The sequence below is a fragment of the Pseudomonas sp. FFPRI_1 genome (assembly GCF_055384485.1).
The window spans coordinates 1,782,830-1,804,752 of the sequence record NZ_AP029168.1 but is presented as its reverse complement, the minus strand read 5'-3'; the positions used below and the strand labels follow the sequence as shown (position 1 = coordinate 1,804,752).

The following is a 21,923-nucleotide window of genomic DNA, read 5'->3' as shown; positions in this document are numbered from 1 at the left end:
ACCATGTCGAAATTTTTTATCGACCGTCCGATCTTCGCCTGGGTAATCGCCCTGGTGATCATGTTGGTCGGGGCTCTATCGATCCTCAAATTGCCGATCAACCAGTACCCGAGCATCGCTCCACCGGCGATCGCGATCTCCGTGACCTACCCGGGTGCCTCTGCACAGACCGTGCAGGACACCGTGGTCCAGGTGATCGAGCAGCAACTCAACGGTATCGACAACCTGCGTTACGTGTCCTCGGAAAGTAACTCCGACGGCAGCATGACCATCACCGCGACCTTCGAGCAAGGCACCAACTCGGACACCGCGCAGGTTCAGGTCCAGAACAAGCTCAACCTGGCCACCCCGCTGCTGCCCCAAGAAGTGCAGCAACAGGGTATCCGCGTGACCAAGGCGGTGAAGAACTTCCTGTTGGTGATCGGCGTGGTTTCCGAGGACGGCAGCATGTCCAAGGACGACCTGTCGAACTACATCGTGTCGAACATGCAGGACCCGATCTCGCGGACCGCGGGCGTGGGTGACTTCCAGGTGTTCGGTGCCCAGTACGCCATGCGGATCTGGCTCGACCCGGCCAAGCTGAACAACTTCAACCTGACCCCGGTGGACGTGAAGACCGCGGTCGCCGCGCAGAACGTCCAGGTGTCGTCCGGCCAACTGGGCGGCTTGCCTGCCGTGGCCGGCCAGCAGCTCAACGCCACCATCATCGGCAAGACCCGCCTGCAGACTGCCGAGCAGTTCAAGGCAATCTTGCTGAAGGTCAACAAGGACGGCTCCCAGGTGCGTCTGGGCGATGTCGCTGACGTGGCCCTGGGTGGTGAGAACTACGCCATCAGCGCCCAGTTCAACGGCAGCCCGGCTTCCGGTCTGGCAGTGAAACTGGCCAACGGCGCCAACGCCCTGGACACCGCCAAGGCTCTGCGCAACACCATCAAGGACCTGGAACCCTTCTTCCCGCAAGGCATGAAGGTGGTATTCCCGTACGACACCACGCCGGTGGTGACCGAATCGATCAAGGGTGTGGTTGAAACCCTGGTCGAAGCGATCGTCCTGGTGTTCCTGGTGATGTTCCTGTTCCTGCAGAACTTCCGCGCCACGGTGATCACCACCATGACGGTGCCGGTGGTACTGCTGGGGACCTTCGGCATCCTCGCGGCAGCCGGCTTCAGTATCAACACCCTGACCATGTTCGGCATGGTGCTGGCCATCGGCTTGCTGGTGGACGACGCCATCGTTGTGGTGGAGAACGTCGAACGGGTGATGCACGAGGAAGGATTGTCACCCAAGGAAGCAACGAAAAAATCCATGGGCCAGATCCAGGGAGCCCTGGTGGGTATCGCCCTGGTGCTGTCCGCAGTACTGCTGCCGATGGCGTTCTTCAGCGGCTCTACCGGGGTGATCTACAAGCAGTTCTCGATCACCGTGGTTTCCGCCATGGCCCTGTCGGTACTGGTGGCCCTGATCTTCACCCCGGCCCTGTGCGCCACCATGCTCAAGGCTGTACCACAAGGCGAGCACGCCACCGAGAAGCGCGGCTTCTTCGGCTGGTTCAACCGCACCTTCGACCGCAGCGTGAAGAGCTACGAGCGCGGCGTCGGCAACATGCTGCGCCACAAGGTTCCGTACCTGCTGGCCTATGTGCTGATCGTCATCGGCATGATCTGGCTGTTCACCCGCATCCCGACGGCCTTCCTGCCGGAAGAAGACCAGGGTGTACTGTTCGCCCAGGTACAGACTCCAGCCGGCTCCAGTGCCGAACGCACCCAGGTGGTGGTAGACGAGATGCGCGCCTACCTGCTGGACAAGGAAAAGGACACCGTGGCTTCGGTGTTCACCGTGAACGGCTTCAACTTCGCCGGTCGCGGCCAGAGCTCGGGTATGGCCTTCATCATGCTCAAGCCTTGGGGCGAGCGTTCCGCGGAAAACAGCGTGTTCAACCTGGCGGCCCGTGCCCAGCAACACTTCTTCAGCTTCCGTGATGCGATGGTGTTCGCCTTCGCCCCTCCGGCCGTACTGGAGTTGGGTAACGCCACCGGTTTCGACGTGTTCCTCCAGGACCGTGCCGGTATCGGCCACGAGAAACTGATGGCTGCGCGCAACCAGTTCCTCGGCATGGCGGCCCAGAGCAAGGTGCTGTCTCAGGTCCGCCCCAACGGCCTGAACGATGAACCGCAGTACCAGCTGGAAATCGATGACGAGAAGGCCAGCGCCCTGGGCGTGACCCTGACCGACATCAACAACACTCTGTCGATTGCCTTGGGCAGTAGCTACGTCAACGACTTCATCGACCGTGGCCGGGTGAAGAAGGTCTACATCCAGGGTCAGAACAACTCGCGGATGAGCCCGGAAGACCTGAAGAAGTGGTACGTGCGCAACAGTGCCGGGACCATGGTGCCGTTCTCCTCCTTCGCCAAGGGCGAGTGGATCTACGGTTCACCGAAGCTGGCCCGTTACAACGGCGTGGAAGCCATGGAAGTCCTCGGTGCCCCGGCCCCTGGCTACAGTACCGGTGAGGCCATGGCCGAAGTCGAAGCGCTTGCCGCGAAGCTGCCGGCGGGTGTCGGTATCTCCTGGACCGGCCTGTCCTACGAGGAACGTCTGTCGGGCTCCCAGGCACCTGCGCTGTACGCCTTGTCCCTGTTGATGGTGTTCCTGTGTCTGGCGGCGCTGTATGAAAGCTGGTCGATTCCGATCGCGGTGATGCTGGTGGTTCCGCTGGGGATCATCGGTGCACTGATGGCCACCAGCCTGCGCGGCCTGTCCAACGACGTGTACTTCCAGGTGGGGCTGTTGGTGACCATCGGCCTGGCGGCGAAAAACGCCATCCTGATCGTCGAGTTCGCCAAGGAACTGCACGAGCAGGGCCGCAGCCTGGTGGACGCTGCGGTGGAAGCCTGCCGCATGCGTCTGCGGCCGATCATCATGACTTCCCTGGCCTTCGTCCTCGGGGTCGTGCCACTGGCCGTCTCCAGCGGCGCCGGTTCGGGCAGCCAGCATGCGATCGGTACCGGGGTGATCGGCGGTATGCTCACCGCAACCATCCTGGCGATCTTCTGGGTACCGCTGTTTTTCGTCACCGTGTCTTCCATGGGCCGCAGGAAAGCGGACCAATCAGAAACTACTGCTACTTCTAATGAGGCTGGCCAATGAGCAAGTCGCTACTCTCCCTGGCAATCACCGCCATCGCGCTAAGTGGTTGCTCGCTGATACCGGATTATCAGCGCCCGGAAGCGCCGGTGGCGGCGCAATTCCCCCAAGGCCCTGCCTACTCGCCAAAGGAGGCCGCCAACGTGGCGGCCGCCGAACAGGGCTGGCGGCAGTTCTTCCATGACCCGGCACTGCAGCAGCTGATCCAGACCGCCCTGGAAAACAACCGCGACCTCAAGGTCGCGGCGCTGAACATCGACGCCTATGCGGCGCAGTACCAGATCCAGCGGGCGGACCTGTTCCCGGCGGTATCGGCCAATGGCAGCGGCAGCCGCCAGCGTACTCCGGCACGCATGTCGCAGACCGGCGAAGCCGGGATCACCAGCCAGTACTCGGCCACCGTGGGCGTCAGCGCCTATGAGCTGGACCTGTTCGGTCGCGTGCGCAGCTTGAGCGAGCAGGCCTTGCAGACCTACTTCTCCAGCGAAGAAGCCCGTCGCAGCACCCAGATCAGCCTGGTGGCCAGCGTGGCCAACGCCTACATGACCTGGCAGGCCGACAAGGAACTGCTGAAACTGACCCAGGACACCCTCGGTGCCTACGAGGAAAGCTACCGGCTGACCTCGCGCAGCAACGAAGTCGGCGTGGCTTCGGCCCTGGACTTGAGCCAATCGCGGACCTCGGTGGAAAACGCCCGGGTGCAACTGGCGCGCTACACCCGCCAGGTGGCCCAGGACGAGAACAGCCTGACCCTGCTACTGGGCACGGCGATCCCGGCCAACCTGCCGACCGCCCAGCCCCTGGCGGCCGACCTGCTGAGCGACCTGCCAGCAGGCCTGCCGTCGGAGCTGCTGCAACGGCGTCCGGACATCCTCGAAGCCGAGTACAAGCTCAAAGCGGCGAATGCCAACATCGGCGCGGCGCGCGCGGCGTTCTTCCCGAGCATCAGCCTGACCGCCAATGCCGGGACCTTGAGTCCCGACCTGTCGGGCCTGTTCAAGGGTGGATCGGGCACCTGGCTGTTCCAGCCGCAGATCAACCTGCCGATCTTCAACGCCGGCAGCCTGCGCGCCAGCCTGGACTACTCGAAGATCCAGAAAGACATCAGCGTCGCGCAGTACGAGAAGTCCATCCAGACCGCCTTCCAGGAAGTCTCCGATGGCTTGGCGGCACGCCAGACCTACAACCAGCAGTTGCAGGCCCAGCGTGACTTCGTCAACGCCAACCAGGACTACTACCGTCTGGCCGAGCGGCGCTATCGCATCGGGGTCGACAGCAACCTGACCTTCCTCGACGCCCAGCGCTCGCTGTTCAGTGCCCAGCAGGCGCTGATCACCGATCGCCTGTCGCAGCTCACCAGCGACGTCAATCTGTACAAGGCGCTCGGCGGCGGCTGGAGCGAACAGACCGCGAAGAACGAACCGCAGTCTGAAAAGGCACCTGCGCTGCACCTGTTCTGAAGCACCACCCGGCTGTATGAAAAACCCACCTGACGGTGGGTTTTTTTATATGGACTGCCTCGAACATTTGTGTTCGATGATCGCCCAGAAAGCGCTTTGTCCAATTGATTGCCCCCGACCCACGACGCACCATTCCCGGCACCCGGACATACCCATAACAATAGGTTCGATGCCATGCCTCCACGCCCTGCCCGCTCCGGCTGATCCTTCACCGCTACGCCCCTCGTTTTCCTGAAACCTGTCCGCCTGATCGTTCCGGCGGCAATGGCTGGCTGCACCCCTAACAATTAGAGAGACCGACACATGAAGCCAATCACCGCGCCTCAGCTCCTTCTGCCCAGCCTTCTGGCCTTGTCGGTGAGTGCCGTCGCCCTACCGGCAATGGCCGAGGAGTCGGGCTTTTTCGAAGACGCCCAGGCCAACCTCAACCTGCGCAACTTCTACATCAACCGCAATTTCACCAACCCGACCAAAGCCCAGGACAAGGCAGAAGAATGGACCCAGAGCTTCATCCTCGACGCCCGGTCCGGCTTCACCCAGGGCACCGTGGGTTTCGGCATGGACGTATTGGGCCTGTACTCGCTGAAGCTCGACGGTGGCAAGGGCACCGGCGGCAGCCAGTTGCTGCCCCTGGACCACGATGGCCGCCCGGCGGACAACTTCGGGCGCCTGGGCGTGGCCTTCAAGGCCCGGCTGTCGCAAACCGAGGTCAAGGTCGGGGAATGGATGCCGGTGCTGCCGATCCTGCGCTCGGATGACGGCCGCTCGCTGCCGCAAACCTTTCGCGGGGGCCAGATCACCTCCAGGGAAATCGCCGGCCTGACGCTCTACGGCGGCCAGTTCCGCGCCAACAGCCCGCGCGACGACAGCAGCATGAGCGACATGAGCATGTTCGGCAAAGCGGCCTTCACCTCCGATCGCTTCAACTTCCAGGGCGCGGAATACAGCTTCAACGACAAGCGCACCCAGATCGGCCTGTGGAACGCCGAACTCAAGGACATCTACAGCCAGCAGTTCGTCAACCTGATCCACAGCCAGCCCCTGGGCGACTGGACCCTGGGCGCCAACCTGGGCTTCTTCTACGGCAAGGAAGATGGCAGCGCCCGGGCCGGCGACCTGGAAAACCGCACCTGGTCCGGGCTGCTCTCGGCCAAGTACGGCGGTCACACCTTCTATGTCGGCCTGCAGAAGCTCACGGGCGACAGCGCCTGGATGCGGGTCAACGGCACCAGCGGCGGCACCCTGGCCAACGACAGCTTCAACGCCAGCTACGACAACGCCCAGGAAAAATCCTGGCAGTTGCGCCACGACTACAACTTTGTCGCCTTGGGAGTACCGGGCCTGACCCTGATGAACCGCTACATCAGCGGCAGCAACGTCCACACCGCCACCGTCAGCGACGGCAAGGAATGGGGCCGGGAAAGCGAATTGGCGTACACCGTGCAGAGCGGCACACTGAAGAACCTCAACCTGAAATGGCGCAACTCGACGATGCGCCGGGACTTCAGCAACAACGAATTCGACGAAAACCGCCTGATCGTCAGCTATCCCCTCAACCTGCTGTGACCTCCTCCCACTGACGGGCCCCGTCGTCGTAGGAGCGAGCTTGCTCGCGAACCTGGACGACGCGGTCCAACTGGCGGCCCCCTTCGCCGGCAAGCCGGCTCCTACAACCGCGAAATGCAGCCGCCCCGCTTTTGTAGGAGCGAGCTTGCTCGCGAACCCGGGCGACGCGATCTAACTGGCGGGCCCCTTCGCCGGCAAGCCGGCTCCTACAACCGCGAAATGTACCCGACCCGCTTTTGTAGGAGCGAGCTTGCTCGCGAACCGGGGCGACGCGATCCAACTGGCGGGCCCCTTCGCCGGCAAGCCGGCTCCTACAACCGCGAAATGCGCCCGACCCGCTTTTGTAGGAGCGAGCTTGCTCGCGAACCGGGGCGACGCGATCCAGCTGGCGGCCGCCTTCGCCGGCAAGCCGGCTCCTACAAGCGCGACTCGGTGCCCAGTTCGTCCCACACCGATTCGGCCAGGTGGAAGGTCGCATTGGCCGCCGGGATGCCGCAGTAGATCGCGCTCTGCATGATCACTTCCTTGATCTCGCCGCGGCTCACGCCGTTGTTGGCCGCGGCCCGCAGGTGCAGCTTGAGCTCTTCGTTGCGGTTCATGCCGATCAGCATGGCGATGGTGATCAGGCTGCGGGTGTGCCGTGGCAGGCCCGGACGGGTCCAGATATCACCCCAGGCATGGCGGGTGATCATTTCCTGGAACTCCGAGTTGAACTCGGTCAGGGCATTCAGGCTGCGATCGACATGGGCATCGCCCAGTACCGCGCGGCGGACCTGCATGCCTTCGTCATAACGTTGTTTCTCGTCCACAAGGGGCTCCTAGAATCGGTACTCAGGCCAGCAGGAATTCCACGACCCGGTCGCTGAACGCGTCGCCGGCCTGGACGTTGGACAGGTGCGCAGCATAGAACTCGGCGTATTCGGCGCCGCTCACGTGCTGCTGGATAAAATGCCCGCCAGCGGGGGGCGTCACTGCGTCTTCGCTGCCGGCAATCACCAGGGTCGGCACCTTGATCGCCGCCAATTGCTCACGGAAATCCGCGTCCCGCACGGCGGCGCAGTTGGCCGCATAGCCTTGGGGCGAGGTCGCCGCAAGCATGTCGGTGATCAGCTTGGCCTGGTCCGGATGGGCTTCGGCGAAGTCCGGGGTGAACCAGCGGGCGATGGAGGCATCCCGCAGCGCTACCATGGCCGCCTGGCCATCACGCAGCACGGTCTCGATCCGCGGGTTCCAGACCGAGGGCTCGCCAATCTTCGCCGCGGTGTTGCACACCACCAGCTTGTGCAGGCGCTCGCCGGCATTGATCCCCAGCCACTGGCCGATCAGGCCGCCCATGGACAGGCCGCAGAAATGCGCACGCTGGATATCCAGGGCGTCCAGCAGCGCCAGCACATCCTGGCCCAGTTGCTGGATGCTGTAGGGCCCTTCGGTCACCAGCGAAAGACCATGGCCACGGGTGTCCATGCGCAGCACCCGGAAATGCCGGGTGAATGCCGCCATCTGCTTGTCCCACATGTGCAGGTCGGTGCCCAGGGAGTTGGACAGCACCAGCACCGGCGCGCCTTCTGGCCCTTCGAGTTGATAGTGCAGATCGCCCTCGGCGAGTTTCACGAATCCCACAGCAGTCTCCTTCAGGCCTTCAAGGCAAAATGTTCAGCCACGGCGCGCTCGACCCAGGCCTGCGCCTGGCCCAGGTAGTGCGCCGGGTCCAATAGACGATCCAGTTCCGCCGCCGAGAGTTCGGCGCAGACCTGGGCATCGTCCCCCAGTACCGCCCGCAGGTGGCGTTGCTCGGCCACCGCGCGTTTACAGCATTGCTCCAACAGATGATGGGCGGTTTCCCGGCCCAGGCGCTGGGCCAGGGCGATGCTCACCGCCTCGGCCAGCACCAGGCCCTGGGTCAGGTCGAGGTTGCGGGCCATGCGCGCGCTGTCGACTTCCAGGCCCTCGACCACCAGCAGAGCTTGTTGCAGAGCGCCGGACACCAGGCAGCAGATCTCCGGCAGGGTTTCCCATTCGGCATGCCACAGGCCGAGGCTGCGCTCGTGCTCCTGGGGCATGGCGCTGAACATCGTGGCCAGCAGGCCGGGCACCCGGGTCGCGGCGCTGATCAGCACTGCCGCGCCCACCGGATTGCGCTTGTGGGGCATGGTGGACGAACCGCCCTTGCCCGGTGCCGAGGGCTCGAAGACTTCCGCCGCTTCGGTCTGCATCAACAGGCTGATATCCCGCCCCAGCTTGCCCAGGCTGCCGGCCAGCAAGCCCAGTACCGAAGCGAATTCCACCAGGCGGTCGCGCTGGGTGTGCCAGGGTTGTTCCGGCAGGCGCAACTGCAATTCATCCGCCAAGGCCCGGGCCACCGGCAGCGCCTGTTCGCCCAAGGCCGCCAGGGTCCCGGAGGCACCGCCGAACTGCAGCACCAGCAGGCGCGGCTTGAGTTGCTGCAGCCGTTCGCGGCTGCGGGTCACCGCCCCCAGCCAGCCGGCGATCTTCATGCCCAGGGTCACCGGCGTGGCATGCTGCAGCCAGGTACGACCGGCCAGAGGCGTGTCGGCATAGCGCTGGGCCTGGGCCGCAAGTGTGCCGCCCAGACGGTTCAGGTCCTGCTCCAGCAAATGCACGGCGCGGCGCAGTTGCAGCACCAGGCCGCTGTCCATCACGTCCTGGCTGGTAGCTCCCAGGTGTACATAGCGCTCGGCTTCGCCAGCGCTCCGGGCGATCTGCTTGCCCAGGGCCTTGACCAGGGGAATCGCCGAATTGCCGGCCGTGGCAATCGCTTCGCCCAGGGCCTGGAAGTCATAGAGTTCGGCGCGGCAGGCCGCCTCGATGGGGGCAACCGCTGTGCTGGGAATCAACCCGGTCCGCGCCTCGGCCCGGGCCAGGGCGGCCTCGAAGTCGAGCATCGCCTGGACCCGCCCCTGGTCGCAGAACACGCTGCGCATTTCCCGGGCAGTGAAGTAGGCATCGAACAATTGATTGCTCGCAGGTAGGGTCATAAACAGTCCTTGCTGCACCAGCGCCCGGGGCGGGCGCAGGTGCATGGGTCAAAGGTCGTGGTGCAGGTACGCCGCCTGTTTCGGCAGGCGCAGGCTGAACAGGAAGGCAATCGCCATCATCGCCGTGACGTACCAGTAGAAGGTGTTTTCCATGCCCATGTTCTTGAAGTTCAGGGCCACCCACTCTGCGGAACCACCGAAGATCGCATTGGCCACCGCATAAGCCAAGCCCACCCCCAGCGCGCGCACTTGCGGCGGGAACATCTCGGCCTTCACCAGGCCGCTGATGGAGGTGTAGAAACTGACGATGGCCAGGGCCAGGGTGATCAGCACGAAGGCCAGGAACGGACTGGTGACGGTCTTCAGGGTCATCAGGATCGGTACGGTGAACAGGGTCCCCAGAGCGCCGAACCAGAGCATGGAATTGCGCCGGCCGATACGGTCGGCAAGCATGCCGAACAGCGGTTGCATGCACATGTAGAGGAACAAGGCGCCGGTCATGATGTAGCTGGCAGTCTTGGCGTGCATGCCTGCGGTGTTCACCAGGTACTTCTGCATGTAGGTGGTGAAGGTGTAGAAAATCAGCGAGCCGCCGGCGGTGTAGCCCAGCACCGTGATAAAGGCTGCCGAGTGATTCTTGAACAGCGCGGCGATACTGCCGGCGTCCTTGTCCTCGCGCATTTCCTTGCTGGTGGTCTCCTTCAGCGAGCGCCGCAGCAGCAGCGAGATCACCGCCGCGATGGCGCCGATCACGAACGGAATGCGCCAGCCCCAGGCCTTGAGTTCTCCCTCATCGAGGAACTGCTGGAGGATCACCACCACCGACACTGCCAGCAGTTGCCCACCGATCAGGGTCACGTACTGGAAGGAGGCAAAAAAACCACGCTGGCCCTTGAGCGCCACTTCACTCATGTAGGTCGCGGTGGTGCCGTACTCCCCGCCCACCGACAGGCCCTGGAACAGCCGCGCCACCAACAGCAGGAACGGCGCCCAGGCACCGATGCTGGCGTAGGTCGGCAAAAAGGCAATGACCAGGGAGCCGGCACACATCATCAGCACCGAGATCATCATCGAGTTCTTGCGCCCGTGGCGGTCGGCGACCCGGCCGAACAGCCAGCCACCGATGGGGCGCATCAGGAACCCCGCGGCGAACACCCCGGCGGTGTTGAGCAACTGCACCGTGGGATCGTCGGAGGGGAAGAAGGCCGGAGCGAAGTAGATGGCGCAAAAGGCATAGACGTAGAAGTCGAACCATTCCACCAGGTTGCCGGAGGAGGCACCGACTATGGCAAAGATCCTTTTGCTGCGCTCCTCTCCGGTGTAGTGACTTGTTGTGGTTGTCATGGTTTTTCACTCGTGGGGGACAGTGTGAGTCTAGACACACTTGGCAACATTCCCGTTCCCTGCCGCCGCCGTCGAGGGGACGGCGGCGCCCCAAGTCAGTAGTCGAAGAACACGGTTTCGGCGTCAGTACCCTGGAGGATCACGTTCCACTGGTACTGACCGTCGGCGCCGGTCTTGGCCAGCAAGGTGCTGCGGCGCGCCACGGGCACGCAGGCCAGCAGCGGGTCGGCGGCATTGGCCGGTTCGCCGTCGAAGTAGATCCGGGTCAGCAGGTGCTTGACCAGGCCACGGGCGAACACCAGCACCACCAGGTGCGGCGCCTGGGTCGTGCCCTGGAGCCCCGGCACCGTGCCAGGCTTGATGGTGGTGAAGCGAAAACGCCCTTCCCCATCCACCGGCACCCGGCCAAAACCCTGGAAATTCGGGTCCAGGGCCTTGTCCTGGTCATCCTCGGGGTGCAGGTATTTGCCCGCGGCGTTGGCTTGCCAGACTTCGAGCATCGCGTCGTTGACGAAGTTGCCGTTGCCGTCCACCACTTGCCCGGTGATCGCCACCCGCTGGCCGAGGGTCTCGGCGTTGGTCAGGTCTTCGCGGTTCAGCCAGGTCAGGCCGATGTGGTAGTAAGGGCCGACGGTGTGAGACGTGGTTGCAGTCAGGGTCATGTCATTTCTCCATCGGCGTGGCATCGCGGCCGCGCAAAACGATGTCCCAACGGTAACCGAGGGCATAGGAAGGAATGGTTTTCTCCAGATCGAAACGGGCGATCAGGCGTTCCTTGGCGCTCGTGTCCGGCACGCAGTTGTAGATCGGGTCATGGGCCAGCAGCGGGTCCCCGGGGAAATACATCTGGGTCACCAGGCGCGTGAGCACGCTGGGACCGAACAGCGAAAAGTGGATATGCGCCGGGCGCCAGGCATTGTGGTGGTTACCCCAGGGGTAGGCACCGGGCTTGATGGTCTGGAACTGATACCAGCCGTCGGCGTCGGTGACGGTGCGCCCGGTGCCGGTGAAGTTCGGGTCCAGGGGCGCGTCGTGCAGGTCGCGATCATGGTTGTAGCGCCCGGCGGCGTTGGCCTGCCAGATTTCCACCAGGATCCCCGGCACCGGCAGGCCATTCTCGTCCAGCACCCGACCGTGGATGATGATGCGCTCGCCCTGGGGCTGGCCCTCGTGCTGGGCGGTCAGGTCATTGTCCCGCTCCTGCAGGTACTCGGCGCCGATGGTCGGCCCGGTGATTTCCGACAGCGAATGGGGCAGGAACACCAGCGGCTTGGACGGCGACCGGGTGTTGGTCGACTGGTAGGCCGGGTGCAGGTAATCAGGTTGGGTCCCGGCTTGCGGGCGCCGGTAACCGGGCTTGTCACTCATGGTCATGGTTCTTCTCTTATAGATAGGCAGGCGTCAGACCCGCTCGATCGCCAGCGCCAGCCCCTGGCCGACACCTACGCACATGGTGGCCAGGCCTGTCTTGCCGCCGGTTTTTTCCAGCTGATGCAAGGCGGTGAGTACCAGCCGTGCACCACTCATGCCCAGTGGGTGCCCCAGGGCAATGGCGCCACCGTTGGGGTTGACCTGTGGTGCGTCATCCGCCAGCCCCAGTTCCCGCAGGACCGCCAGGCCCTGGCTGGCAAAGGCTTCGTTGAGTTCGATCACGTCGAAATCAGCGACCGCCATCCCCAGGCGCTCCACCAGCTTGCGCACCGCCGGCACCGGGCCGATGCCCATGACCCGAGGCGCAACCCCGGCACTGGCCATGCCCAGAACCCGGGCACGCGGAGTCAGCCCGTGTTTCTCGACGGCTTCGGCCGACGCCAGGATCAGCGCCGCAGCACCGTCATTGACCCCCGAAGCATTGCCGGCGGTCACGGTCTTGTCCGGGCCGTTGACCGGCTTGAGCCGCCCCAGGGCTTCCAGGGTGGTGTCGGCGCGTGGGTGTTCGTCCTGCTCGACGACGCTTTCGCCCTTCTTGTGGGCGATGCGCACCGCGACGATTTCCTCGGCAAAGAAACCGGCGGCCTGAGCCGCGGCGGTACGCTGCTGGCTGCGCAGGGCAAAGGCGTCCTGGTCGGCCCGGGACACCTGGTAGTCGTCCGCCACGTTGTCGGCGGTCTGCGGCATGGCATCCACACCGTACTGGGCTTTCATCAACGGGTTGATGAAACGCCAGCCGATGGTGGTGTCTTCCAACTTCATGTTGCGCGAGAAGGCGCTGTCGGCCTTGCCCATGACAAAGGGCGCGCGGGACATGGACTCGACGCCACCGGCAATCGCCAGCTCCATTTCGCCACTGGCAATGGCGCGGAACGCGGTGCCAATGGCGTCCATGCCCGAGGCACAGAGGCGGTTGAGGGTGACCCCGGGCACGCTGTCCGGCAAGCCGGCCAGCAGCAGCGCCATGCGCGCCACGTTGCGGTTGTCCTCGCCGGCCTGGTTGGCGCAGCCGAGGAACACCTCGTCCACGGCATTCCAGTCCACCGTCGGGTTGCGCTCCATCAGCGCCTTGATCGGCACCGCCGCCAGGTCATCGGCGCGCACCGCCGACAGGCCGCCACCAAAGCGGCCAATGGGGGTACGAATGGCATCACAGATGAATACGTCGCGCATCAGGCTTCTCCGGGGGCTTGGCCATGGGCCGCGGCAGTGCGCGCTTCCAGGTCACGCAGGGCTGTCAGTTCGACTTCGGTAGGCGCGGCCGTCTCGGCCACTTGCTCGGCGAAACGGATGGCCCAGCCGGTGGCGGCCACCACCTGCTCGCGGGTCACGCCCGGGTGCAGGGAAGTGACGACGAATTCGTGGGTGCCGGCTTCCGGCTCCATGATGCACAGGTCGGTGATGATGCCTACCGGCCCGGCCCCTGGCAGCCCCAGGCGCTTGCGCGAATCGCCGCCCTCGCCGTGGCCGACCGAGGTCACGAAATCCAGCTTGTCGACAAAGGAGCGCGAGGACTGCTTGAGGATGATCAGTACGCTTTTCGCCGAACCGGCGATTTCCGGAGCGCCGCCCGCACCCGGCAGGCGCACTTTCGGCTGGTGATAATCACCGACCACGGTGGTGTTGATGTTGCCGAAGCGGTCGACCTGGGCCGCGCCGAGGAAGCCCACGTCGATGCGCCCGCCTTGCAGCCAGTAGCGGAAGATTTCCCCGGTGGGGACCACGGTGTCGGCGGTTTCCGCCAGCTCGCCATCACCAATCGACAGGGGCAGCACACTGGGCTTGGCGCCGATCGGACCGGATTCGTAGATCAGCACCACGTCCGGCGACGAGGTCAGGCGCGCCAGGTTGGCGGCCTTGGACGGCAAGCCGATGCCGACAAAGCACACCGAGCCGTTCTGCAGGCGACGGGCCGCGGCCACGGTCATCATTTCATTGGTGGAGTAGGTCATTGCTTGGCCTCCGAAGCAGCGGCCAGCTTGGCCTGGAATTCACTGAAGTCGGCACTGCCATGGATGTATTCGTTGATCCAGGCGGTAAAGGTCTCACGATCACGGGCGATCGGGTCCCAAGCCTGGTAGAAGCGATTGTCGCGCTCGGAATAACCATGGGCGTAGGACGGATGGGCCCCACCGGGGACGTGGCAGACCGCACTCAGCGCCCAGGTCGGCAGCACGCAGGCGTTCATCGGGGCCTGCAGGTCATCGACGATTTCCTCGACGGTGACGATGCAACGCTTGGCGGCCAGGGCGGCTTCCTTCTGCACGCCGAGAATGCCCCACAGCAGCACGTTGCCCTTGCGGTCGGCTTTCTGCGCGTGGATCACCGTGACATCGGGCCGTACCGAGGGCACCGCCGCCAGCACTTCGCCCGTGAAGGGACAGGTCACGGTCTTGATCAGCGGGTTGACCTTGGGCAAGTCGGAGCCGGCGTAGGCCCGCAACACCGCAAAGGGCAGCCCCGAGGCGCCGGCGACATAGGCGTTGGCCAGGTCGGCGTGGCTGTGTTCTTCGATCTCCAGCGGCTGTGGCCATTGCTTTTCCACGGCGTCCCGCAGGCGATGCAGGGAACCCACCCCCGGGTTGCCGCCCCAGGAGAAAATCAGCTTGCGAGCACAACCGGCACCGATCAACTGGTCGTAGATCAGGTCAGGCGTCATCCGCACCAGGGTCAGGTCTTTTTTGCCCTGGCGGATGATTTCATGACCTGCGGCCGTAGGAATAAGGTGGGTAAAGCCTTCGAGCGCGACGGTATCGCCGTCGTTGATGAACTGCTTCACCGCGTCGTGCAGCGAAAGGATTGCAGCCATGGGTGGGGTCTCCCGGTTGTTATTCAGCGACTGGAGAAAAGGCGCTCTGGGCGCGCCGCAGTGACTGAAGATTAAGCCGCTGCCCCACCCCAAACAATCCGATAATCGACTCAGCGTTCGATTATCGAACGGATTGTTGCGAGGCTATCGATCCTCCTCAGCCCGCCGAAACGCCCCCGTGGGCTGCGCTTGACCGCAGGTGCGACGCGGGCAAAGGGCTCGGCCTCCGGACGGACGCTGCCGCACACTGCGGCAACGGCTGACGGCGCGCCCTTGCCTTTCATCCAGGAACGCGCCGGGGGAATCAGGTCGCGTCGGCATGGCTGACCATGCCCTTGATCACCACGGCCGTGGTGGCCAGGGCCGCCGGAATCACCAGGGCCGTCAACACTTGCTCGAAGTTCCAGCCCAACCCCAACAGAGTGGCGCCCATCCAGGCCCCGAGAATGGCGCCGAAGCGACCAATGCCGAGCATCCAGGAGACTCCGGTGGCGCGCCCCTGAGTCGGGTAGAAACGCGCCGCAAGGGAAGGCATCGCCGATTGCGCGCCGTTGACACACATGCCGGCGATCAGCACCAGGGTCGCCAGGAGGGTGATATTGCCCAGGCTCTGGCCGACGGCGTAGGCGAAGACCCCGGCCAGCAGGTAGAAACAGCCGATGACCTTGTGCGGATTGAAGCGGTCCATGGCCCAGCCCACGGCCACGGCGCTGAGCACCCCGCCAAACTGGAACAGGGCGCCGATAAACGCCGCTTGCTCCATGCTCGCGCCGCTGTCGCGCATCAGGGTCGGTAGCCAGCTGGTCAGCAGGTAGACGATCACCAGGCCCATGAAATAGGTGAGCCACAACAGCAAGGTGCCGACACTGTAGGTACCGGAGAAGATCACCGCGAACACGTTGCGCGCCTTCACGGTCTGCTGTTCCGGCACGCTGAAGCTGCCGGCCTCGCGGACTATGGCCGGGGCGATTGGCGCCAGGGCCTTGCGCACCTTGTCAGTGCCGCGGTTGCGCACCACCAGGTAACGCGCTGACTCTGGCAGCCAGACCATCAGCACCACCACCAGGAGCAGCGGCAGGATGCCGCCGATCAGCAGCAGGCTGTGCCAGCCGAAGGTCGGGATCAGCTTGGCGGAAATGAAGCCGCCGCCGGCCATGCCCAGGTTGAAACCACAGAACATGCTGGTGACCAGCAACGACTTGTGGCGCTCCGGGGTGTATTCCGAGAGCAGCGTGGTGGCGTTGGGCATGCCCGCCCCCAGGCCAAGGCCGGTGAGGAAACGCAGGACCAGCAACTGGTCGACATTGGTACTGTAGGCCGAGGCCAGACTGAAGGCGCCAAACAGCAGCACCGCCCCCACCAGCACTACTTTGCGTCCGAAACGGTCGGCCAGGGGCCCGGAGCCCAGGGCGCCGAAGACCATGCCGATCAAGGCGGCGCTCATTACCGGGCCGAGGCTGGCCCGGTCAATCCCCCAGTCCTGGGACAGTGCCGGGGCAATGAAGCCCATCGCGGCAGTGTCCAGGCCATCGAGGAAGACAATCAGGAAACACAGGATCACCACTCGCCACTGGTAAGGCGACAGCGGCTGGGCATTGATAAAGGACTGCACATCGAGGCAGTTCCCTACAGCGGATTGGGGTTGGTTCATGGTTGTTATTTCCACGCTAAAACGCAGGCGAGCACATGCCGCCAGGGCTGATCAGGTCACTTGGGAAAAGCGCTTGGAATCAGGCGATTCGAGCGGGACGGCAGGAACGGTCGCGGCAACGACGCAGGGAAAGCGTGCTCATGTGGGTTGGCCTCTTCTTTATTATTGGGCGGGCCATCGACTGCAGGCAGGTCATGCCTGCTTGCCGCCGATGACGCTGCCGCGACATTAATGAGCCAGGGGAAACAGCGTCAATTCACGAAAGGCGTATCTGTGCGTTTATCGAACAGCTTAGGCAAACAGCTGGGCGCTGAGGTCGCGGCTGGCACTGAGCAGGCCAGGCAAGAAACGCTGCTCAAGCTCGGCGCGGCTGACCCGTCCCGCATGGGTGCTGACGTTGAGCGCCGCCAGCACTTGGCCCGAGGCGTCGTACACCGGCACGGCAATGGAGCGCAGCCCCTGCTCCAGCTCTTGATCGACGATGCACCAGCCCTGCTGACGCACTTGCTGCAGGCATTCCAGCAACGCCTCCGGGGTATGCAGGGTACGGCTGGTCTTGGCCTGCAGATCGGCATGCTCGAGGTATTCGTGCAGCGAGGAATCATCCAGAGCCGCGAGCAGGATCCGTCCCATGGAGGTGCAATAGGCCGGCAACCGCCCGCCGACCGAGAGGTCGACGGAGATCAGCCGCTGGGTAGTGGCCGAACGGGCGATGTAGAGAATGTCGTCGCCTTCCAGGGTGGCCATGTTGCAGGCCTCATGCAGTTGCTCGCTCATGCGATCCAGGTAGGGCTGGGCAGACACCGCCAGAGGGGTCGAGGACAGGTAGGCGTGGCCCAGGGTCAGCACCTTGGGCAGCAGCGAGTAGGTACGCCCGTCGGTGGTGGCATATCCCAGCTTGATCAGGGTGTGCAGGCAACGGCGCACTGCTGCCCGAGGGATTTCCGTACGGTGGCTGATCTGGGCAATGGTCAGGTGCCGCTTGCGCTCCTGGAACGCCTGCACCACCGCCAGCCCCCGGGCCAGAGAGGTCATGAAATCCGGGTCACCGGTCAACGCCTGAATCCTCTTTGCCGCCGAAGCCACGATGGGCGGGGCCACTGAGGTAAAGGAATTACGCATCTGATCGTTCATTTCAGGCTCTCTGCGACGAAATTCTTCTGTATTACAAGCCGTATTGGAGAGACAGCACAAGCTGAGGCCTGCAACATTGGGCGATTATCGAACCGTCGACCGATAATCGCAATCTGCTGCCTGGCCTTCCTGAGCAACGAGCGGGTTCATTTATTACAAGAATCCACAGTAATAGTCCGCCAGCGGACACTGTTCTCGAGCGGTGTTCTTCAACCCGCCACTTGTATCAAGAAGGAAGTCGCCCCATATAGACTTCAACCAATGGACTAGCAAGACATCCCGCCTCCTGTAGGAAGTGATTAGAACTTGCGTGTCACGAAACGCTCACAATAAAGTTGGCTGTTTTAAACTTTTCGGCCATACAGTTATTTTTCGCCGAAGCTATACTGCTCGAGTGTGGAGTGCGGGACTCAATTCCGCTTCCAGCTCATCCAGATGACCTGAGGCTGTAATCGATCATCTGCCGCAAGCGCTTGACCGCAAACCAGATTGGGCCAACCCGCTTGCAACAAACAACGCTGTTGCTACGACAGTCGTTTTCATCCGGTGACGTGGCCGCATGCACTAAACGGCAGGCTTGAATGGATCGGAGTCGGCGCCATAACAGGCAACGGACCGATTGTTCAGAGTTGCCCACAGGCAATGCGTTGCATCGGAATGGACCTTTACTCAATTAGGTAACACTGTGACGAAAGACGAACTGCGCGCGGAACTTGAGCGCCAGGAGCAACGTTACAAGGAAGTTTACGGCGGCGAAATCACCCGTTATGCCGCCCAACCGGAGCCTGAGCGCAAACCTTGGCGCAAGCGCGCGAGCATTAGCGATCAGGCCTTTAGCCAAGAACTGCAAAAGATGGAAAAAGAGCTCAAGCCCGAACTGCCATGACGCTGTCGGCCTGACTCCTCCAGGGCTTGCCCGCTTGTCCGCGCGAATACCCCAGCGGCCAGGCAGACCATTGATGTTCGCTACCCCGAACCCATTACCGCCTTGCCCATCCGCAGCGAGGAAGGTGCCCGGCAGGCCCTTTCGTTGAAATTTCATACAGGCGTTTTAACCCTCGCGAGCTGAGGGCCAACCCGCTGCCTAGCACGCTTTAGCCCAACAAACTCAATGACTTGCCGCTGCTGGGGAGAATTGGCGAAAACTCTGCTCCCGGTCAGTTTTTTCGTTGAAGAATGTTACCGGCGAGCACCTTGTGCATTGATTAGCGGGGTTTTCTGGCATAATCGCGCCCCCTTATGACCGGGTCAGAAAACCTTCATGATCGATTTATTCAGCGGACTGGATGCTTGGGTGCTTGTGAGCCTCTTGCTCGCCCTGGCTTTTGTCCTCGCCTACGAGTTCATCAACGGCTTTCATGACACCGCCAATGCGGTTGCCACTGTCATCTACACCAAGGCCATGCCGCCGCACCTGGCCGTGTTCTTTTCCGGTGTGTTCAATTTCCTCGGCGTGCTGCTGGGCGGGGTTGGCGTGGCCTATGCCATCGTCCACCTGCTGCCGGTCGAGCTGCTGATCAACGTCAACACCGGCCACGGCCTGGCCATGGTCTTCTCGTTGCTGGCCGCGGCCATCACCTGGAACCTGGGCACCTGGTACTTCGGCATTCCCGCCTCCAGCTCCCACACCCTGATCGGCTCGATCCTCGGCGTCGGCCTGGCCAATGCCCTGCTCAGCGACATTCCCCTGAGCGATGGCGTGAACTGGCAGAAGGCAGTCGATATCGGTGCCTCCCTGGTGTTCTCGCCGATGGCGGGGTTCATTATTGCAGCGCTGGTATTGATCGGCCTGAAATGGTGGCGGCCGATCTCGAAGATGCACAAGACCCCGGAACAGCGCCGCAAGGTCGATGACAAGAAGCACCCACCGTTCTGGAACCGCCTGGTACTGGTGATCTCGGCCATGGCCGTGAGCTTCGTGCACGGTTCCAACGACGGCCAGAAAGGCATCGGCCTGATCATGCTGGTACTGATCGGTATCGTGCCTGCCCAGTTCGTGATGGACCTCAACAGCACCACCTACCAGATCGAGCGGACCCGCGACGCGACCCTGCACCTGAGCCAGTTCTACGAGCGCAACCATGAGTCCCTGGGCGAATTCCTGGCCCTGGGCAAAAGCGTGAAGGACGACCTGCCGGGCAAGTTCCGCTGCAACCCGCAGCAAACCGAACCGACCATCGCCGCTCTCCTGAGCAGCCTCAAGGGCGTTTCCGACTATCACTCGCTGTCGGCGGAAAGCCGTATCGAAGTACGTCGCTACCTGCTCTGCCTGGACGACACGGCGAAGAAGGTCGGCAAGCTGCCAAGCATCTCTGCCCGTGAAAAGGCCGACCTGGACAAGCTGCGCAAGGACCTGACCGCTACCACCGAATACGCACCGTTCTGGGTCATCCTGGCTGTCGCCCTGGCCCTCGGCCTGGGCACCATGATCGGCTGGAAACGCGTGGTACTGACCATCGGCGAGAAGATCGGCAAGCAGGGCATGACCTACGCCCAGGGCATGTCGGCACAGATCACCGCCGCCGGCCTGATCGGCCTGGCGAACATCTTCAGCCTGCCGGTCTCCACCACCCACGTGCTCTCCTCCGGCGTGGCCGGGACCATGGTCGCCAACAAGAGCGGCCTGCAAGGCGGCACAGTGCGCACCATCCTCCTGGCCTGGGTCCTGACCCTGCCGGCAACGGTGGCCCTGTCGGCCGGCCTGTTCTGGCTGGCGTCCAAGGCCCTGGGTACCTGATACCCCGTCCGCCAATAAAAAAGGTGCGCCCCACAGGGCGCACCTTTTTTTATGCCTTGAGCTTTCTGGCAGGCAAAAAAAAGGGCAACCGAAGTTGCCCAAAATGCCTTGCGTGCTCGTTGCCCTGGAAAGACTTAAGGCTTCTTGCGCTTATTCGCGTCTTTCCAGATGAAGAATCCAAACCCTGCGAAAAACAGAACCATGAGGCCGACAGTCAGCACTCCGGCGATCACCACATTGTCGAAAAACATGACTGGCCTCCTGCTCTTGCCCTGTTGCGATGGGGCTAAGTTAACCAAAGAGGCGGCGGGGAAAATTGACCGGGGTCAATGTCGCCCATGACTGGGCGCGAGGAAGGGGGAATAACTGACCTGCATCAACAGAAAGCGCCCAGTTCAGCGCTTTTTCGGTTTGTTTTTCGGCTTTTTCTTGGCTTTGCCCAAAGGCATGGCTTGTTCGAATGCCTGGCGCACTTCGTTCAGGCGCTTGTCGTTGAGGTCATGCACGCGCTTGGCACGCTCGGCGTTCAGGTCGATCAGCTTGTCGTCTTGATTCATGGCTTGCTTGCATCACTCGAAGTCAATATCGGCCGCACAGCTTGGAACCCAGGGCGGCCCTGGCGAATGTGCCAATAATGCGACGTGGCGCCGCACCTGACCAGTGATCAGACCGACGCTACGGCAATAAAGTCGCTGCCGGGAAGACTTTTTATCCGCACAATGGCCGCCCCACCCACAGGAAACCGCACGTGGAAACGCCCAAGCACCTGCCCCCGCTGCTGGCCCTGCGCGCCTTCGAGGCCGTGGCCCGGGAACTGTGTGTCAGCCCGAGCGCGGTCAGCCATCAGGTACACAAACTCGAACAGCACCTGGGCCAGCCGTTGTTTGTCAGACGTACCCGAGCCAACGCCCTGCTGGAGTTCGAAAGCCTCGGCATTGCCGCCATAACCCAAAGGATCGGCATGCTGAGCGACAGGCTACGCCGGGAACTGCAGCGTTTGCCCGGCCTGCAACTACAGGACCTGGGCAGTCCAGGGCAGCAATCGGGCTTGATCGCCTTCACCCTCGAAGGCTGGGACGGGCAGGCACTGAAGGAAGAACTGGCGCGCCGGGGCATCAATATCGGCGCCAATGGTGTCAATTACACACCGCTGGACATGCAGGCCCGGAGCCTGGGCAGCATCGCCCGGATTGCCTTGAGTTATTTCAATACACAAGAGGAAATCGAGTGCCTGTTGCAGGCCCTCGCGGAACTGGCGGGAAACACGCGCTCCTAGACCTCGACGTCCACCCACAGGCCCTGGCGCGGAGCGTCCTCGATCAACGGCACCACCGGCACGGTGTTGTCGGCGTTCAATTCGTCACCGGGCACTGCCAGATGCTCTTCGGGGTCGTCCTCGGCCTCGCGCTCGCGGCGCTGCTTCTGTTGCTGGCGGCGTTGCTCCTCGCGCAGCAGCAGGGCGGACTCCTCGGGGTCGCGCTTCTGCAGGTCGATGGTGCTTTCGTTGGAGCTTTCCTGCACCGGTACCACAGGCGGGATGTCCGGTCGCTGGCGGACCGGGTCCTGCTGGGCGGTGATCGGCACGGCACTCAAGGGGAGCATGGGTGGCAGCATATTATTGGTCTCCTGTCGGCAGGCTGTCGGCTGC

At 63.2% G+C, this 21,923-nt stretch carries 20 protein-coding genes; 6 read left to right on the top strand and 14 right to left on the bottom strand.

Features of this window, described 5'->3' with window-relative positions:
* The first annotated feature begins 3 nt into the window (after positions 1–3).
* From emhB to ACZ5BO_RS08150, 3 genes are all read left to right on the top strand, one after another.
* Positions 4–3,150, top strand: coding sequence for an efflux RND transporter permease subunit EmhB (gene emhB / locus ACZ5BO_RS08160; protein ID WP_025127803.1), 3,147 nt, complete (start codon positions 4–6; stop codon positions 3,148–3,150).
* A complete protein-coding gene (locus ACZ5BO_RS08155; RefSeq protein WP_025127802.1) occupies positions 3,147–4,607 on the top strand; it encodes an AdeC/AdeK/OprM family multidrug efflux complex outer membrane factor in 1,461 nt (486 codons plus the stop codon). Before emhB ends, ACZ5BO_RS08155 begins: the two co-directional genes overlap by 4 nt.
* 303 nt (positions 4,608–4,910) lie before the next feature.
* Complete coding sequence (locus ACZ5BO_RS08150) at positions 4,911–6,173, top strand: OprD family porin (RefSeq protein WP_464699149.1); 1,263 nt, start codon at positions 4,911–4,913, stop codon at positions 6,171–6,173.
* A gap of 416 nt (positions 6,174–6,589) precedes the next feature.
* Here the strand turns inward: ACZ5BO_RS08150 and pcaC are convergent, their stop codons facing one another.
* The 11 genes from pcaC to pcaR all read right to left on the bottom strand — a co-directional run bounded on the left by pcaC (position 6,590) and on the right by pcaR (position 17,538).
* Entirely contained in the window at positions 6,590–6,982 is a 393-nt protein-coding gene (gene pcaC, locus ACZ5BO_RS08145) for a 4-carboxymuconolactone decarboxylase (protein WP_025127799.1), read from the bottom strand.
* Between the two features lie 22 nt (positions 6,983–7,004).
* Positions 7,005–7,793 carry a 3-oxoadipate enol-lactonase gene (gene pcaD, locus ACZ5BO_RS08140; protein ID WP_025127798.1) on the bottom strand — a complete coding sequence of 263 codons (789 nt, stop codon included), beginning with the start codon at positions 7,791–7,793 and terminating at the stop codon, positions 7,005–7,007.
* An 11-nt stretch (positions 7,794–7,804) separates the two neighbouring features.
* Positions 7,805–9,169 (bottom strand): 3-carboxy-cis,cis-muconate cycloisomerase, encoded by a 1,365-nt coding sequence (locus tag ACZ5BO_RS08135; protein ID WP_464699146.1) that lies wholly within the window; start codon positions 9,167–9,169, stop codon positions 7,805–7,807.
* Positions 9,170–9,217: 48 nt separating this feature from the next.
* Complete coding sequence (locus ACZ5BO_RS08130) at positions 9,218–10,513, bottom strand: MFS family transporter (protein WP_025127796.1); 1,296 nt, start codon at positions 10,511–10,513, stop codon at positions 9,218–9,220.
* Positions 10,514–10,608: 95 nt separating this feature from the next.
* Entirely contained in the window at positions 10,609–11,175 is a 567-nt protein-coding gene (gene pcaG, locus ACZ5BO_RS08125; protein ID WP_464699144.1) for a protocatechuate 3,4-dioxygenase subunit alpha, read from the bottom strand.
* 1 nt (position 11,176) lies between these two features.
* Positions 11,177–11,881 carry a protocatechuate 3,4-dioxygenase subunit beta gene (gene pcaH, locus ACZ5BO_RS08120; protein WP_025127794.1) on the bottom strand — a complete coding sequence of 235 codons (705 nt, stop codon included), beginning with the start codon at positions 11,879–11,881 and terminating at the stop codon, positions 11,177–11,179.
* A 33-nt stretch (positions 11,882–11,914) separates the two neighbouring features.
* Positions 11,915–13,120 carry a 3-oxoadipyl-CoA thiolase gene (pcaF, locus tag ACZ5BO_RS08115; protein ID WP_464701205.1) on the bottom strand — a complete coding sequence of 402 codons (1,206 nt, stop codon included), beginning with the start codon at positions 13,118–13,120 and terminating at the stop codon, positions 11,915–11,917.
* On the bottom strand, positions 13,117–13,896 hold the full coding sequence (locus ACZ5BO_RS08110; RefSeq protein WP_025127792.1) for a CoA-transferase subunit beta: 780 nt from the start codon (positions 13,894–13,896) through the stop codon (positions 13,117–13,119). The genes pcaF and ACZ5BO_RS08110 overlap by 4 nt, the downstream gene beginning before the upstream one ends.
* Positions 13,893–14,753 (bottom strand): CoA transferase subunit A, encoded by an 861-nt coding sequence (locus ACZ5BO_RS08105; protein ID WP_025127791.1) that lies wholly within the window; start codon positions 14,751–14,753, stop codon positions 13,893–13,895. Before ACZ5BO_RS08105 ends, ACZ5BO_RS08110 begins: the two co-directional genes overlap by 4 nt.
* Before the next feature lie 304 nt (positions 14,754–15,057).
* The gene (gene pcaK, locus ACZ5BO_RS08100; protein ID WP_025127790.1) at positions 15,058–16,404 is read right to left on the bottom strand and encodes a 4-hydroxybenzoate transporter PcaK; all 1,347 of its coding nucleotides are present in this window, start codon (positions 16,402–16,404) and stop codon (positions 15,058–15,060) included.
* Positions 16,405–16,695: 291 nt separating this feature from the next.
* On the bottom strand, positions 16,696–17,538 hold the full coding sequence (gene pcaR / locus ACZ5BO_RS08095; RefSeq protein WP_016962563.1) for a pca regulon transcriptional regulator PcaR: 843 nt from the start codon (positions 17,536–17,538) through the stop codon (positions 16,696–16,698).
* Positions 17,539–18,223: 685 nt separating this feature from the next.
* Between pcaR and ACZ5BO_RS08090 the strand changes: the two genes are divergently transcribed.
* Positions 18,224–18,424, top strand: coding sequence for a hypothetical protein (locus tag ACZ5BO_RS08090; protein WP_025127789.1), 201 nt, complete (start codon positions 18,224–18,226; stop codon positions 18,422–18,424).
* Between the two features lie 375 nt (positions 18,425–18,799).
* Complete coding sequence (locus tag ACZ5BO_RS08085) at positions 18,800–20,275, top strand: inorganic phosphate transporter (RefSeq protein ID WP_025127788.1); 1,476 nt, start codon at positions 18,800–18,802, stop codon at positions 20,273–20,275.
* 134 nt (positions 20,276–20,409) lie between these two features.
* Here the strand turns inward: ACZ5BO_RS08085 and ccoM are convergent, their stop codons facing one another.
* Both ccoM and ACZ5BO_RS08075 read right to left on the bottom strand, forming a co-directional pair.
* Positions 20,410–20,526 carry a cytochrome c oxidase subunit CcoM gene (gene ccoM, locus ACZ5BO_RS08080; protein ID WP_015634423.1) on the bottom strand — a complete coding sequence of 39 codons (117 nt, stop codon included), beginning with the start codon at positions 20,524–20,526 and terminating at the stop codon, positions 20,410–20,412.
* Between the two features lie 144 nt (positions 20,527–20,670).
* Complete coding sequence (locus tag ACZ5BO_RS08075; RefSeq protein ID WP_177330251.1) at positions 20,671–20,832, bottom strand: hypothetical protein; 162 nt, start codon at positions 20,830–20,832, stop codon at positions 20,671–20,673.
* 191 nt (positions 20,833–21,023) lie between these two features.
* On the opposite strand from ACZ5BO_RS08075, the gene ACZ5BO_RS08070 reads away from it, so the two are divergent.
* Positions 21,024–21,551, top strand: a complete 528-nt coding sequence (locus ACZ5BO_RS08070) for an aminotransferase class V-fold PLP-dependent enzyme (RefSeq protein ID WP_464699139.1) — start codon at positions 21,024–21,026, stop codon at positions 21,549–21,551.
* Here ACZ5BO_RS08070 and ACZ5BO_RS08065 read toward each other — a convergent pair.
* On the bottom strand, positions 21,548–21,889 hold the full coding sequence (locus ACZ5BO_RS08065; protein WP_025127786.1) for a hypothetical protein: 342 nt from the start codon (positions 21,887–21,889) through the stop codon (positions 21,548–21,550). The genes ACZ5BO_RS08070 and ACZ5BO_RS08065 overlap by 4 nt on opposite strands.
* Positions 21,890–21,923 lie beyond the last annotated feature (34 nt).

Excerpts from the sequence above, each read along its gene's own strand:
- pcaG (WP_464699144.1), bottom strand. The coding sequence starts at position 11,175 with ATGACCCTGACTGCAACCACGTCTCACACCGTCGGCCCTTACTACCAC.
- pcaR (WP_016962563.1), bottom strand. The coding sequence starts at position 17,538 with ATGAACGATCAGATGCGTAATTCCTTTACCTCAGTGGCCCCGCCCATC.
- ACZ5BO_RS08110 (WP_025127792.1), bottom strand. The coding sequence starts at position 13,896 with ATGACCTACTCCACCAATGAAATGATGACCGTGGCCGCGGCCCGTCGC.
- ACZ5BO_RS08105 (WP_025127791.1), bottom strand. The coding sequence starts at position 14,753 with ATGGCTGCAATCCTTTCGCTGCACGACGCGGTGAAGCAGTTCATCAAC.
- ACZ5BO_RS08135 (WP_464699146.1), bottom strand. The coding sequence starts at position 9,169 with ATGACCCTACCTGCGAGCAATCAATTGTTCGATGCCTACTTCACTGCC.
- ACZ5BO_RS08155 (WP_025127802.1), top strand. The coding sequence starts at position 3,147 with ATGAGCAAGTCGCTACTCTCCCTGGCAATCACCGCCATCGCGCTAAGT.
- pcaH (WP_025127794.1), bottom strand. The coding sequence starts at position 11,881 with ATGAGTGACAAGCCCGGTTACCGGCGCCCGCAAGCCGGGACCCAACCT.
- ccoM (WP_015634423.1), bottom strand. The coding sequence starts at position 20,526 with ATGTTTTTCGACAATGTGGTGATCGCCGGAGTGCTGACTGTCGGCCTC.
- ACZ5BO_RS08075 (WP_177330251.1), bottom strand. The coding sequence starts at position 20,832 with ATGAATCAAGACGACAAGCTGATCGACCTGAACGCCGAGCGTGCCAAG.
- ACZ5BO_RS08130 (WP_025127796.1), bottom strand. The coding sequence starts at position 10,513 with ATGACAACCACAACAAGTCACTACACCGGAGAGGAGCGCAGCAAAAGG.
- ACZ5BO_RS08150 (WP_464699149.1), top strand. The coding sequence starts at position 4,911 with ATGAAGCCAATCACCGCGCCTCAGCTCCTTCTGCCCAGCCTTCTGGCC.
- emhB (WP_025127803.1), top strand. The coding sequence starts at position 4 with ATGTCGAAATTTTTTATCGACCGTCCGATCTTCGCCTGGGTAATCGCC.
- pcaK (WP_025127790.1), bottom strand. The coding sequence starts at position 16,404 with ATGAACCAACCCCAATCCGCTGTAGGGAACTGCCTCGATGTGCAGTCC.
- ACZ5BO_RS08065 (WP_025127786.1), bottom strand. The coding sequence starts at position 21,889 with ATGCTGCCACCCATGCTCCCCTTGAGTGCCGTGCCGATCACCGCCCAG.
- ACZ5BO_RS08085 (WP_025127788.1), top strand. The coding sequence starts at position 18,800 with ATGATCGATTTATTCAGCGGACTGGATGCTTGGGTGCTTGTGAGCCTC.